At 73.1% G+C, this 13,894-nt stretch carries 10 protein-coding genes and 1 tRNA gene; 2 read left to right on the top strand and 9 right to left on the bottom strand.

The window, feature by feature from the left end:
* Positions 1-18: 18 nt before the first annotated feature.
* The gene (locus ACH499_RS11060; RefSeq protein WP_399014971.1) at positions 19-3,228 is read left to right on the top strand and encodes an ATP-binding protein; all 3,210 of its coding nucleotides are present in this window, start codon (positions 19-21) and stop codon (positions 3,226-3,228) included.
* Here ACH499_RS11060 and ACH499_RS11055 read toward each other — a convergent pair.
* From ACH499_RS11055 to ACH499_RS11020, 8 genes are all read right to left on the bottom strand, one after another.
* On the bottom strand, positions 3,209-4,000 hold the full coding sequence (locus tag ACH499_RS11055) for an ABC transporter permease (RefSeq protein WP_365600778.1): 792 nt from the start codon (positions 3,998-4,000) through the stop codon (positions 3,209-3,211). The genes ACH499_RS11060 and ACH499_RS11055 overlap by 20 nt on opposite strands.
* The gene (locus ACH499_RS11050) at positions 3,997-5,016 is read right to left on the bottom strand and encodes an ATP-binding cassette domain-containing protein (RefSeq protein ID WP_399014969.1); all 1,020 of its coding nucleotides are present in this window, start codon (positions 5,014-5,016) and stop codon (positions 3,997-3,999) included. Before ACH499_RS11050 ends, ACH499_RS11055 begins: the two co-directional genes overlap by 4 nt.
* 303 nt (positions 5,017-5,319) lie before the next feature.
* The gene (locus ACH499_RS11045; RefSeq protein WP_399014967.1) at positions 5,320-6,594 is read right to left on the bottom strand and encodes an MFS transporter; all 1,275 of its coding nucleotides are present in this window, start codon (positions 6,592-6,594) and stop codon (positions 5,320-5,322) included.
* A gap of 81 nt (positions 6,595-6,675) precedes the next feature.
* The gene (locus tag ACH499_RS11040) at positions 6,676-7,206 is read right to left on the bottom strand and encodes a carboxymuconolactone decarboxylase family protein (RefSeq protein ID WP_356203024.1); all 531 of its coding nucleotides are present in this window, start codon (positions 7,204-7,206) and stop codon (positions 6,676-6,678) included.
* Between the two features lie 48 nt (positions 7,207-7,254).
* Entirely contained in the window at positions 7,255-8,109 is an 855-nt protein-coding gene (locus ACH499_RS11035) for a hypothetical protein (RefSeq protein ID WP_399014964.1), read from the bottom strand.
* Positions 8,110-8,703: 594 nt separating this feature from the next.
* A tRNA-Pro gene (locus ACH499_RS11030) sits at positions 8,704-8,777 on the bottom strand.
* A gap of 67 nt (positions 8,778-8,844) precedes the next feature.
* The gene (locus tag ACH499_RS11025) at positions 8,845-9,594 is read right to left on the bottom strand and encodes a Pr6Pr family membrane protein (RefSeq protein WP_399014962.1); all 750 of its coding nucleotides are present in this window, start codon (positions 9,592-9,594) and stop codon (positions 8,845-8,847) included.
* Between the two features lie 86 nt (positions 9,595-9,680).
* On the bottom strand, positions 9,681-10,616 hold the full coding sequence (locus ACH499_RS11020; protein WP_356203029.1) for a metallophosphoesterase: 936 nt from the start codon (positions 10,614-10,616) through the stop codon (positions 9,681-9,683).
* A gap of 108 nt (positions 10,617-10,724) precedes the next feature.
* On the opposite strand from ACH499_RS11020, the gene ACH499_RS11015 reads away from it, so the two are divergent.
* Entirely contained in the window at positions 10,725-11,189 is a 465-nt protein-coding gene (locus ACH499_RS11015; RefSeq protein WP_356203030.1) for a GatB/YqeY domain-containing protein, read from the top strand.
* Between the two features lie 138 nt (positions 11,190-11,327).
* On the opposite strand, the gene ACH499_RS11010 is transcribed toward ACH499_RS11015, so the two are convergent.
* The gene (locus tag ACH499_RS11010) at positions 11,328-13,574 is read right to left on the bottom strand and encodes a transglycosylase domain-containing protein (RefSeq protein ID WP_399014959.1); all 2,247 of its coding nucleotides are present in this window, start codon (positions 13,572-13,574) and stop codon (positions 11,328-11,330) included.
* Positions 13,575-13,894: the final 320 nt, after the last annotated feature.

Raw genomic sequence — 13,894 nt, 5'->3', positions numbered from 1 at the left:
TCTGGCTACGCTGCACGGGTGACCGTCGAGTTGAGCCTGCTGCCCCGCGTGGCGTTCCGCGACCGGGAGATCACCGCGCCGAGGCTGCGCGGCCTGCTCGCGCTGCTCGCCGACGACCTGCGCACCGGGTGCAGCGTCGGCCGGCTGGTGGAGGGGCTGTGGCCCGACGAGCGGCCGGAGCGGCCCGGCAGGGCGGTGCAGGTGCTCGTCTCACGGGCGCGGACGCAGCTCGGCGCCGAGGTGATCGCCGGCACGGCCACCGGGTACCGGCTCGCGCTGGCCGAGGCCCAGGTCGACTCCTCCGCCCTGCTGCTGCACGCCGCCGCGAGCGCCGAGCGGGCCCGGGCGGGCGACCACGCCGCCTCACTCGCCGAGGCCGAGGCCGGCCTCGCGCTGTGGCAGGGCGACGGCACCGACGGCGAACCGGGCGACCCCGTCGCCGAGTTGCGCGCCCTGCGGCTCCCCGCCCGCGAGTCCCTGGCCCGCGCCCGCGCGCTCGCACTCGCCCGGCTGGGACGGCACGCGGAGGCCCTCGGGCCGCTGGCCGAGGCCGCCCGGGCCCACCGGCGCGACGAGGAGGTGCTGTCCGAGCTGCTGCGCGCCGAGGCGGCCGTCCTCGGACCCTCGGCGGCCCTCGCGCGCTACGAGGAGTACCGCCGGGAGCTGCGCGACGAACTGGGCACCGACCCCGGGCCCGCCCTCGAGACGGTCCAGGGCGAACTGCTGCGCGGCGCGGTGTCCGTCGTGCGCCGCGGCGTACGGCACGAACCCAACCCGCTGCTGGGCCGGGACGACGACATCGCCGCCGTGACCGGGCTGCTGCGCACCTCGCGCGTCGTCTCCGTCACCGGACCCGGCGGCCTCGGCAAGACCCGGCTCGCGCACGCGGTCGGCCGGTGCTGGGGCCGGCCCGGACCCGGCGAGGAGGAGGGCACGGTCACGCGGGAGAGCGTCGTGCACGTCGTGCCGCTCGCGGGCGTCACCGCGGACGCGGACGTCGCCGGCGAGGTGGCCTCCGCGCTGGGCGCCGGCGACGGGCCCGCCGGCGCGGGCGGCGACCCGGCCGCCGCGGACCCGGTCCCCGGCATCCTGCGCGCCCTCGGCCCCGGTGCGGCGCTGCTGGTGCTCGACAACTGCGAGCAGGTCGTCGCCGGCGCCGCGGACCTCGTGCGGTCCCTGGTGTCGTCCTCGAAGGACGTGCGCGTACTGACCACCAGCCGGTCGCCGCTGGGCCTGACCTCGGAGGCGGTGTACGCGCTGCCCGAGCTGGGCCAGGACGTGTCCGCCGAGCTGTTCCGGCAGCGGGCGCGGGCGGCCCGGCCCGGCGTGGACCTGCCCCCTCGGGCGGTGGCCGAGCTGTGCCGCCACCTCGACGGGCTGCCGCTGGCCGTGGAACTGGCCGCCGCCCGCGTCCGCGTGCTGTCCGTGCCGGAGATCGCCCGGCGGCTCGGCGACCGCTTCGCCCTGCTGCGGGGCGGCGCCCGCGACGCACCCGAGCGGCACCGCACCCTGCACGCGGTCGTCGAATGGAGCTGGAACCTCCTCGACCCCCAGGGGCGGCGCGCGCTGCGGACGCTGTCGGTCTTCCCCGGCGGCTTCACCGGCGAGGCGGCCGAGCACGTGCTCGGCGTCGACGCGCTGTGGCTCCTCGAACAGCTCACGGACCAGTCGCTGCTCAAGGCCGCGGACGCCGAGGACGGCGGGGTCCGTTTCCACATGCTGGAGACCGTACGGGAGTTCAGCGCGGCCCGGCGCGCGGAGGCGGGCGAGGACGCGGCGGCCACGGCCCTGTTCCTGGACTGGGCACGGGAGTTCGGACGCGCGCACCACGACGTGCTCTTCGGCCCGGACCAGTTGGCCGCCTGGGGACGGATCCGCGCCGAGCAGGACAACCTCGTCCTCGCCCTGCGCCTCGCGTCGGCCCGCGGCGACGACTCCACCACCGCGGCGGTCGCCGCCGTCCTGGCCTGCCTGTGGTCCACCGGCTCCAACTACGCCCGCCTGGCCGCCCTCGCCGCCGACACCGGCCCCCCGCTGTCCCACTTCCGCCCCGGCCCCGAGGACGTCGAGACCGTCCGCACCGTCTCGGCGGTCGGCGTCGCCACGGCGTTCATGGGCTACGGCCCGCACGCGGTGCGCCAGCTCGTCACCCTGCGCCGGCTCCCGCCCGGACCGCCGGACACCCTGCCGCGCGCCCTGGCGGTGGTGCTGGGCGCCACCCCCCGGATGCGCCCGCCCGGGTACACGGAGCTGCTGGCGCTGTGCGACGGCACCGACCCCTCCCCGGCCGCCGGCGCCCCGGGCCGCCGGTACCCCATGCTGGCCTTCGTCGCCCAGTGCGTCGCCAGCTTCGTCTGGGAGTACGAGGACGAGGTGGAGCGTGCCCTGGACACCGCCCGCGGGATGATCACCGCCCTGGCGGAGATCCGCAATCCCACCGCCGAGTTCATCGGCCACTCCCGGCTGAGCGACCTGTGCCTGCGCACGCAGGACAGCGGGACCGCGTACAGCCATCTCACCGCCGCGCTCGCCGCGTTCGAGTCGATGGGGGCGTGGACGGACTCCGGCAGCATCCGCTGGGGCCTGGTCCTCGCCTGTCTGCAGCGCGGCGACGTCGACGAGGCCGAGCAGTGGCTGCGGCAGGCGGAGCGCGAGCAACCGCCGGACGCGGCGGCCGAGTTCGGCAGCGCCCTGTCCGCGCGGGCGGAGATCGCCCTCGCCCGGGGACTGACCGAGGAGGGGCTGCGGCTGTGGCGCCGGGCGGTGGACCGGACCGCTCCGGAGGGGGCCGGGTTCGAGGAGGACCCGCTCGTCGGTCCCTGGGAGCTGGAGCTGCGGTCCGCCGCGGTCGCCGCGCACGCCCAGGCGGGGTGCCCGGGGCAGGTCGCGCGGCTGACGGCCGACCTGCGCGAGCGGCTGCGCGGGCTGCTCGCCCTGCCGGTGGCGGCCCCCGGGCAGCTCCCGGTCTACGGCACCGTGCTGCTGGCGCTCGGCCTGGCGGGCCTGGCGGAGGGCGACACGTCGGCCGTGCGCCTGCTCGCGCTGGCTGAACGCCTCAGTCCCGTACGGCAGTTCCCCACGTTCTCCGCCTCCCGGTGCCGGCGGGCCGCCGAGGACGCCGACGGGGCGGCGTACGCCGACGCGGTGTCGGAGTACGCCGCCCTGGGGCGGGACGAGTTGCGGGACGCGGTCCGCGCGGCCCTCGGCGTTACTTCGCGTCACCGTTGAAGGTGGACGTCGACCAGAAGTAGCCGAGCGCGGTCAGCCCGAGGCACCAGGCGACGGCGAGCCATCCGTTGTGCCCGATCCCGTCGCCGAGGAGCAGGCCGCGCAGCGTCTCGATGGCGGGCGTGAACGGCTGGTACTCGGCGACCGGCCGGAACCAGCCCGGCAGCGCGTCGAGCGGCACGAAGGCGCTGGACAGCAGCGGCAGCAGGATCAGCGGCATCGCGTTGTTGCTCGCGGCCTCCGCGTTCGGGCTGACCAGGCCCATGCCGACCGCGATCCAGGTGAGCGCCAGGGCGAACAGCGCGACCAGCCCGAACGCGGCCAGCCACTCCAGGACGGTGGCGTCGTGGGACCGGAAGCCGATGGCGACGCCGACCGCGCCGACCAGGACCACACTGGCGACCGACTGCACGACGCTGCCGACGACGTGCCCGACGAGCACCGAGGGACGGTGGATCGCCATGGTGCGGAACCGGGCGATGATGCCCTCGGCCATGTCGTTGGAGACGGACACCGCGGTCCCGATCACGGTGGAGCCGATGGTCATCAGCAGCAGCCCCGGCACGATGTAGGCGACGTACGCGGAACGGTCCGGGGTGCCGCCGCCGATGCCCGCGCTCATCGTGTCGCCGAAGACGAAGACGAACAGCAGCAGCAGCATGACCGGGGTGAGCAGCAGGTTCAGGGTCAGCGACGGGTAGCGGCGGGCGTGCAGCAGGTTGCGCCGCAGCATCGTGGACGAGTCGCGCAGGGCCAGGGACAGGGAGGTCATCGGACGGTCTCCTCGGACTGGTGGGGGAGGGCGGTGGCGGTGGCGGGACCGGTGCGGGCGTCGGTGCGGGGACCGGCGGCGGGCTCGGTCAGGGCGAAGAACACGTCGTCCAGGTCGGGGCCGTGCACGGTCAACTCGTCGGCCTCGACACCCGCGGCGTCCAGCCGGCCGAGGAGGGAGCGCAGCTCGCGCTGGCTGCCGCCGCCGGCGATCACGAGCGACAGCGACTCGTCGTCGCGGGTGACCTCGCGCAGCGCGGAGGCGGCGGACCGGTAGGCCGCCGGGTCGGTGAAACGCAGCCGGACGTGCCCTCCGGGTACGAGCCGCTTCAGCTCCTCGGCGGTGCCCTCGGCGGCGATCCTGCCGCCGTTCAGGACGGCGATGCGGTCGGCGAGTTCGTCGGCCTCCTCCAGGTACTGCGTGGTGAGGAAGACGGTGACGCCGCCGGTGACCAACTCGCGGACGATCTCCCACATGGTGTGCCGGGACCGCGGGTCGAGGCCGGTGGTCGGCTCGTCGAGGAAGATGATCCGGGGACCGCCCACCAGCGTCATGGCGATGTCCAGGCGCCGCTTCATGCCGCCGGAGTAGGTGGAGGCGGGCTTCTTCGCCGCCTCCACGAGGTCGAACCGCTCCAGCAGTTCGGCCGTGACCCGCCGCCCCTCGCGCCGGGACAGGTGGTGCAGGTCCGCCATGAGGAGCATGTTCTCCTCGCCGGTGATCAGCCCGTCGACGGCGGAGAACTGTCCGGTGACCCCGATCGCCGCCCGCACGGCCTGCGCCTCGCGGGCGAGGTCGTGACCGCCGACGCGGACACGGCCGCTCGCGGGGCCGGGGGAGACGAGGGTGGACAGGATCTGCACGACGGTGGTCTTGCCGGCCCCGTTCGGACCGAGCAGCGAGAAGACCGTCCCCTCGGGCACGGCCAGGTCGATGCCGTCGAGCACGACCTTGTCGCCGTAGGACTTGCGCAGCCCGTCGGCCGCGATGGCGAGTGCTGTGGATGTCGTCGTCATGCCGCACAGACTGCGGCCGGGCGCTTTCAGCCCTGTTTCACCGCGCTCTCACCCCCGCTCCCGCGACTGAAACGGCGGGCCACGGGCAAGGTGGCGACCTTCGTCCGGCGGACGCCGTACGGAGGACTCCGGGCCGGCCTGACGCGGTGGCGCCTGACACGCCCTCCCGCGCCTCCCCTCCCCGGCCGCCCCGCCGGACCTCCCCGCCCGCATCCGCCTGCCGGCCCTGCCGGAGGAGTCCCGGTGGACCCATCCGGACTGGCCCGGCACCGGTACTGAGGCGCGGGAGGGGAGGGCGGCGCCTCACGCGGCCTCGACCAGGGCGGACCGGTCGTTGCCGGACGGGTGCCGGGCGGGCGTCACGGGGCTGGTCACCGCGGCGCGTCCCTCGTGTCGCGGCCACAGGAGGAGGGCACCGGCCGCTCCCGCACCGGCGAGGACCGCGAGGACGGACCAGGCGACGGTGAAGCCGGCACTCGTGCCGAGCCATCCGGCGACGGGGTAGGTGATCAGCCAGGCCAGGTGCGACAGGGAGAACTGGGCCGCGAACGCCTCGGGGACCGCGTTCCGTGCGACGGAGGCGCGCAGGACCGCGCCGGTCGGCGTGATGACCAGCGCCATGCCGATGCCGATCCCGGTCCAGATGACCGCCGTACCGGTCCAGGTGACGGCGCCGGCCGCGGTGAGCGCCACCGCGGCGGTCGTGCCGGCGACGAGGACTCCGGCGCCGGTCGTCATGACGGTGCGGGCCGGGACCCGGTCGAGGACGCGCGGCAGTACGAGGGCGGCCAGGAGGGTGCCGGTGCCGGAGGCGGCGAGCATCCAGGCGACGTCCGACTGCGAGCCGCCGAGCCGGTCGCGGACGTGGTTGACGGTGTTGACGACGACGATCGACCCCGCCGCCGCGACCACCAGGTTGAGCGCCATGACGCCGCGCAGCCGCGGTGTCCTCAGGAAGGTCCTGATCCCCGCCGCCGCCTTGTCCCACGCCCTGGTGTGGGCACTGGGGCGGGCGTCGGGGACGCGCGCCGACAGGACGAGCAGGCCGGAGAGGAGGAATCCGGCGGAGGTGCCCAGGAACAGCCGGTCGAAGCTCATGAACGCCAGGGCGACGGCCGCCAGCACGGGGCTGAGCAGACTCTCCATGGTGGAGGCGACCTGGGAGGCGGACAGGGCACGCGTGTAGGCGGACTCGTCGGTGACGATGTCGGGGATGACGGCCTGGAACGTCGGGGTGAAGGCGGCGGAGGCGGCCTGGAGCAGGCCGATCAGGACGTAGATGTGCCAGACCTCGGTGACCAGCGGCAGTGCGAGGACCACCGCACCGCGGACCACGTCGAGGAGGACCAGGAGCGTTCTTCGGGGGAGGCGGTCGACGTACGCGGCGGCCAGCGGGGCGATGACCACGTACATGACCATCTTGACGGTCAGGGCCGTCCCCAGGACCATGCCGGCGTCCGGACCGGCGAGGTCGTAGGCGAGCAGGCCGAGGGCCACCGTGGTCAGCCCGGTACCGAACAGGGCGATGACCTGGGCACCGAACAGGCGGCGGTAGTCGCGGAGGGCGAACAGGCGCATGGCGGGTTCCTTCCGTGTCCATGCGGCGGGGCACGGCTCCGGGGCGGACGCCGTGCCCCGCGGGTACAGGCGGGGAGGTCTTCAGGCACGGGTGGCGCTCTCTGGGGTGAGGCCGGCGAGCAGGTTGAAGGCGCCGGTGAGGACGTTGAGGGCGACGACGCCGACGACGTCGGCGATCGCGCGGTCGCTGTAGCCGTACTCACGCAGCGCGGTGACCTGCTCGTCGGTGATCGACGTCGGCTCGCGGTAGATCCGGAGGGCGAGGGCGACGACCGCCGCGATCGCGGGGTCCGCCGAGGTACCCGCGCGGGCCAGCTCGATCTCCTCCTCGTCCACTCCCAGGGCGCGGGCGGCACCGACGTGAGCGTCGAGGCACAGTCCGCAGCCCTGCTGGACCTGGACGGCGATCGAGATCCGTTCGCCGATCCGGCGGTCGAGCTTGGCTCGTCCCATGGCCCGGCTGAGCTGGAGGTAGCCGCCCAGCACGGCCGGCGAGTGCGCCATCGTGGAGACCATGTCGCCGATCCGGCCGTGGCGGGAGACCAGGTCGGCGAGCAGGTCCCGGGAGGCGCCGACCGCCGTGTCGGGCGTGAGTCGGGTCAGGCGGGGCATGACGCTCCTTCCGGTACGGGGGGACGCGCGGGACGCGTGTCCACGCGGTCAGTGGTGTGCGTGGGCGCCGTGGTGGTGGCCGCCGTGGTGGTGGCCTCCGTGCTCGGGTGCCGCCTCGGACCGGGGGCCGGCGGCGGTGGTCCGCACCGTGAACTCGGCGGTCCGGACGACGCCGTCGTGCTGGAAGTCCAGGTACAGGCGGTAGGTGCCGGCGGTGGGCGCGACCGCCATGAACGCGATGCCGGGTTCCGGCACGGTGGTGCCGTCACCGGGCTCGCCCTCCGGGTGGACGTGGAGGTAGCCCAGGTCACCGACCCGCAGGGCCACCAGGTGTCCGTACGCGGCGAGGTAGGGCTGAAGATCGGTGACGGGACGGCCGTTCCGGCTGACGGTGAAGGTCAGCCCGCTCGCCTCGCCGGGCACGAGACCGCCGTCGAGCGCGACGGTGTACTCACCGATCCGCGCGACCCCGGTGGGCTCGGGGAGCGGCCGCGGGTCGTAGGCGCCGGCGACCGCGGCGTCGATGCCGAGTGTCAGGGTCCCGTCGTGGCCGGCCGGGTGGACGTCGGCGAAGAACCTCCAGTCGCCCGGTTCCAGGGCCAGTTCGACGCTCCAGGTGCCCTCCCCGTCCTTCACCGGGTGCACGTGCTGGAACCCGGCCGTGTCACGCCGTACGGCGATGAAGTGCAGTTCCTTCTCGTGCTCGGCCACGAACTCGGTCACCGCCCGCCCGTCGGGCCCGATCACCCGGAACCCGACCGGCTGCACACCGGCGGTGAGGATCGCGGAGTCGAGCTCCAGGGTGTACCCGCTGCGGGAAACCGACAGCCCACCGGGCTCGGCACCGCCGTGGGCAGCGTGAACACCGTGGTCGGTCTGGCCGTGGCCGGAGTGATTGCTCATGACATCTCCCATGACGTGATGCGCCCTCGGGCGTCGTCCGCTCAGGACGTTGGTCGGAACCATATACCCCCCGGGGGTATTCCGCATCCCCCGGCCGCCGAGGAACCCGTCGCCTCCGACCCGGCCGACGCGCGGGGGAGCCGTACCGCACGCCGGCCCCGGTCGGTCCCGCGCGCGCGTTCGTCAAGTCGGCTCGGCGAGAGGTCAGTTGAGGAAGGAGAAAGTGGTGGCGAAGGGCCGTCCGGTCGACCTCCGCCAACGCGCCGCCGCCGACGGCCGACTCACCGGGAGCGTCAACTTCGTTGCCCCAGCCACCCGATGAGGCTGTCGACCGGTTCGTCGAGGAGCGGCGTCAGGGGACCGCCGAGCGGATGGTGGTGGGGCCGAACGGCCGGAGTGCCCGGAGCGGGCGTCGAGCGGCACCCACGCGCGCATCGGACGCCGCAACGCCCCGCGGGGCCCGCCGGACCGGCGCTGTGGCCATGGACGGCATCCGCGAGCGCGGCCGCAATGGCGGTCGCCCGGACGGGCGCGCACACGAAACAGGTCCCCAGCCCACTCATGTGAGTAGGCTGGGGACCTGTTCCTTCACTGTCGGGGTGGCGGGATTTGAACCCACGACCTCTTCGTCCCGAACGAAGCGCGCTACCAAGCTGCGCCACACCCCGATTGTCGCTGCTCGTCGCGGCGACGTCGTTTACTTTAGCCCACCGGCGGCTGGAGACGAAATCCGGTTTACCAGCGGCGGCGGAGCGGGTTCGGGCGGACGTGGTCCACGGCCACGAGGAGGGCCGCCAGGGCGTAGAGGGCGAGGCCGAGGAGGAGGGCGTTGCCGAGGACGCCCTTGTAGCCGTGCTGGTCGACGTCGAGGAAGGGGTAGAGGTAGCGGCCCTCGGCGCCGGGGAGCAGGAGTTCGCCTCGGGCCAGGGAGAAGCCCAGGTAGGCCAGGGGGTACAGGAGCCACACCGCGGCGTGGCGCAGGTGCAGGCGGCCGGGGGCGGTCAGCAGGAGCCAGTCCAGGGCCGCCGCCGCGGGCACCGCCGAGCACATGATCTGGACGGCCACCGCGTGCCACCCCGTACCGCCGGCGTCCGGCACGGCGAACGGGCTCGACGCGTCGGCCAGCAGCAGGTGGTGCACCAGGCCGGCGACGACGGCGTAGAACAGGGCCGCGCCCGTCACGGCGCCGGACAGCGGGTGCCGGGCGGACCAGGCGCGGCGGGCCGAGGCGAGCAGGACGAGCGCCAGCAGGAGGCTGCTCTGGACCGGGAAGTGGCTCAGCGACCGCGAGACCGGGCCGCCGAAGGCCAGCTCGAGCACCACGCCGGTCAGCGCCAGCAGCGCGAGCAGCAGGCGGAGGGCCGCGACCAGCGGGCGCCGGACCGGGGTCACGACGGCCCTCGCCGGGACCGGTGAGGGCAGCAGCTTGGGCGGGCGCGGGACCGCGGGCAGGTCCGGGATTTCCCTGGGTATCGGAGCTGTCATGGCCTCACGCTAGGGAGGCCGGACATAACGGGCGATACGGGTGGGCCGAGTGGGTTACCCCCACCGGGCCGCCCCACCGCGCACCCCTACCTCCGCTGCTCCCGCCCCACCAGCGTCAGCAGCGTCGCCTCCGGGGGGCACGCGAAGCGGACCGGGGTGTAGCGGTTGGTGCCGCAGCCCGCCGAGACGTGCAGGTAGGCCGTACGGCCCTCCGCCGTGTGCGTGGACAGGCCCTTCACCCGGTCCGTGTCCAGGTCGCAGTTGGTGACCAGGGCGCCGTAGAAGGGGATGCAGAGCTGGCCGCCGTGGGTGTGGCCGGCGAGGACCAGGGGGTAGCCGTCGGCCGTGAAGGAGTCGAGGACGCGCAGGTAGGGCGCGTGCACCACGCCCATCGAGAAGTCCGCCGAGCCCGACGGACCGCCGGCCACCTCCACGTACCGGTCCCGCTTGATGTGCGGGTCGTCCAGGCCCGTCAGCTCGATCGAGACGCCCTCGACCTTCAGCATCCCCCGCGTGTTCGTCAGGTTCTGCCAGCCCGCGGCGTCGAAGCCGTCCCGCAGTTCCTCCCACGGGTTGTGGACGGCGCCGACGGCGGGCGCGTTGCCGTTGAGGCCGTGGCGGCCCTGGACCTTCTCGATCAGGTACCGGGCGGGGTTGCGGAGCTTGGGGCCGTAGTAGTCGTTGGACCCGAAGACATAGGCACCCGGGAACTCCATCAGGGGACCCAGGGCGTCCAGCGCCTCCGGGACGCCCTCCGGGTCGGACAGGTTGTCGCCGGTGTTGATCACGAAGTCGGGGCGCAGCCCGGCCAGCGAGCGCAGCCAGCGCTGCTTCTTGCGCTGGCCGGAGACCATGTGGATGTCGGAGACCTGGAGTACGCGCAGCGGGCGCATCCCGGAGGGCAGGACGGGGACCGTCACCCGTCGGAGGCGGAACGAGCGGGCCTCGAAACCCGCGGCGTAGGCCAGACCGGCGGCGCCAACCGCCGTGATTCCCAGGGGTACTCCGTATCGCGCGCGCATACGTCCATCGTGTCAGAAGCCGTGGCGGGAGCCGACCGCGCGGGCCCCCACCGGGCGGCCGGTAAATCGGCGGGCGTGCTTCCGCCCGCACCTGCGACAATCGTGACCATGACCACGCTCAAGTCGAAGCTGCACGACGACCTCAACGCCGCGATCAAGGAGCGTGACGAGCTCCGCTCCTCGACGCTCCGGCTGACGCTCGCCGCGATCACCAAGGAGGAGGTCGCGGGGAAGGAGAAGCGGGAGCTCTCCGACGACGAGGTGCAGAAGGTGATCACCCGCGAGGCGAAGAAGCGCCGTGAGGCCGCCGAGGCCTTCGCCCAGGGCGGCCGGCCGGAGCAGGCCGAGCGGGAGAAGGCGGAGGGCGAGGTGCTCGCCGCGTACCTGCCCAAGCAGCTCTCCGACGACGAGCTGAACGCGATCGTCGCGCAGGCCGTCGAGGAGGCCAGGGCCGCCGGTGCCGAGGGCCCGCGGGCCATGGGCGCCGTCATGAAGATCGTGAACCCGAAGGTGGCCGGGCAGGCCGAGGGCGGCCGGGTGGCCGCCGCGGTCAAGAAGCTGCTGGCCGGCTGAGCCGACCCCGCGACGGCAGGTGTGCTCGCCTGCTCCGCACCACGGACGGACGGCGCCCCGCGAAGGGCTGCCCCGCACGGCGGACGGCCCCCTTCCGCACCGGAAGGGGGCCGTCCGTGTCCGTGGGACGCCGACGTCTCAGTTGCGCCGGCCGCCGGGGCCGCCGTTGCCCTGGCCCTGGCCCTGGAAGATGTTTCCCCACGGGCCGCCGGGGAGGTCACCGCCGTCGCCGGTGTCGCCGTTGCTCCCGTCGTCGCCGGAATCGCCGCCGTCCTGGCCCTCGTCCCGGCCCTTGTCCTTGTCCTTGCCCTTGTCGGCGTCCGGGATGTCGACGAGGTTGAAGTCGGGAGCGGGCTTGTCCTGCAGCGCGCCCGACATCATGTCCCGCCAGATCGGGCCGGGCACCGCGCCACCGAAGACCTTGTCGTACGGGACGCCGCCGATGGTGATGTCGACCATCTGCCGCTCGTGCTTCGGGTCACCGACCCACACGGCGCCGGCGAGGTTCGGCGTGTAGCCCACGAACCAGGCCGCGAAGCGCTCGTCCGTCGTACCGGTCTTGCCGGCGCTCGGACGGCTGCCGAGGCCGGCCTGCGTACCCGTACCGTCCTCGACCACGCCCTTGAGCAGCGTGTTGATCGTGTCGGCCGTCTTCTCGGACATGGCCCGCGAGCAGGTCGACTTCGGGACCTCCAGCGACTTGTCCTTGTTGCCGATCCGCTGGTTGATCGACTCGATGGCGACCGGCGTGCAGTACATGCCGCGCGAGGCGAAGGTGGCGTACGCGCTCGCCATGGTCAGCGGGGACACCTCCGTGACGCCGAGGGCGATGGACGGCGTCTGCTCGAGCTTCTTGCCGTTGGCCCGCTGGACGCCCATCTTCTCGGCCATCTTCGTCACCGGGCAGACGCCGATGTCGCTGATCATCTGCACGTAGTAGGTGTTGACCGACTTGGCGGTGGCCTCCTTCATGTCGTACGGGCCGACCTCGGTCTCGTTCTCGTTGGTCAGCTCGACGCCCGGCTCGTTCCACGTCTTGCCGTCGCAGACCGCGACCGGGGTCGGGTAGTCCATCTTGTACGGCGAGGAGTACGACTTCGTGGCCGGCATCCCGCCCTCGATGGCCGCGGCGGCCACGATCGGCTTGAACGTCGAACCGGGCTGGTACCCCGCGCCGCCGCCCACGTTGCCGTCGACGGACAGGTTGATCGTCGTCTCGTGCTGCTTGACGTCGACGCCGTACGGGCGTGACTGGCCCATCGCGACGATCCTGCCGGTGCCCGGTTCGACGATGGTCGCGGCGGTGGCCACGTCGTCGCTCTTGTTGACGTGGCTCCTGATCGACTCCTGCACCGACTCCTGGGCCAGCGGGTCGAGGGTCGTACGGATGGTCAGGCCGCCCTGGTTCCAGACCTTGGCCCGGTCCTCCTTGGTCTTGCCGAAGACCGGGTCGCTCAGGAACACGGCGCGTACGTAGTCGCAGAAGAAGCCCGCGTCCTTCGTGGCCGTGATGCAGCCGTTCTTGGGACGGCTGACCTTCAGGCCGAGCGGCGCCTTCTGGGCCTTGTCCGCCTCCGCGCGCGAGATGTCGCCGACCTCGGCCATCCGGGCCAGTACGACATTGCGCCGCTTGACGGCCTCCGCCTCGTCGTTGACCGGGTCGTAGCGCGTGGGGGACTGGACGATGCCGGCCAGGAGGGCGGCCTCCTGGAGGTCGAGGTCCTTGGCGCTCTTGGAGAAGTACCGCTGGGCCGCGGCCTCGACACCGTAGGCCTGCTGACCGAAGAAGGTGATGTTGAGGTAGTTCTCCAGGATCTTCTTCTTGCCCAGCTCCTCCTCGACCTGGATCGCGAACTTCAGCTCGCGGATCTTGCGGCCGATGGTCTGCTGGGTGGCCTGGGCGACCTTCGTCGGGTCGTCGCCCGCCTCCTCGACGAAGACGTTCTTGACGTACTGCTGCGTGAGCGTGGACGCGCCCTCGGAGACCCCGCCGCTGCGGGCGTTCTTGTTGAGCGCGCGCAGCACGCCCTTCAGGTCGACCGCGCCGTGCTGGTAGAAGCGCGAGTCCTCGATGGCCACGATCGCCTTCTGCATGTACGGCGAGATGTCCTTGAGGCCGACCACCGTGCGGTCGCGGGAGTAGACCGTGGCGATGGTGCCGCCCTCGGAGTCGAGGATGGTGGTGCGCTGGCTCAGCGGGGGAGTCTTCAGGTTGGCCGGGAGTTCGTCGAAACTCTCCACCGACCCCTTGGCGGCCAGCCCCAGCGCACCCACGGCCGGCAGGGCGATGCCGGCCAGGACCGCTCCCGCGAGGACACTGACACCGAGGAACTTGGCGGCCTGCTGCGTTGGCGACAGACCACCGCCCGAGCGCTTCTTTGGCATGGAGGCAGCCTACGTTCTCATTCGCCGGACACACGTATATGCCTTGGCCTAAGCTGCACTCAACTGTCACAGCGGCGAGGCCATGTAGCAATACGTCCGGCGGCCCCGAATCGTTCCGGACCGCTCGATTTCCTTCGGAGCGGCCCCGCCGGGGGGTGTGTTGGTGCGTACCAGCGCGTGCCGCGGCGTGGGGGATGAGTGTCCGGTTCGGCCTCCTGTGTCGCGCGGTGTCCGTTGTGGCGCAACAGGGATGACCCGTATGCCGGGATCGTCGCGCATGTCGCCAGCTCACTCCCCCGGGTGATCTGCCGCTTACCCAT

The sequence above is a fragment of the Streptomyces sp. NPDC018947 genome, from assembly GCF_044390505.1.
Classification (GTDB): Bacteria; Actinomycetota; Actinomycetes; order Streptomycetales; family Streptomycetaceae; genus Streptomyces.
Note: the sequence above shows the minus strand (reverse complement) of the source record. Positions and strands in the feature narration are given on the sequence as shown.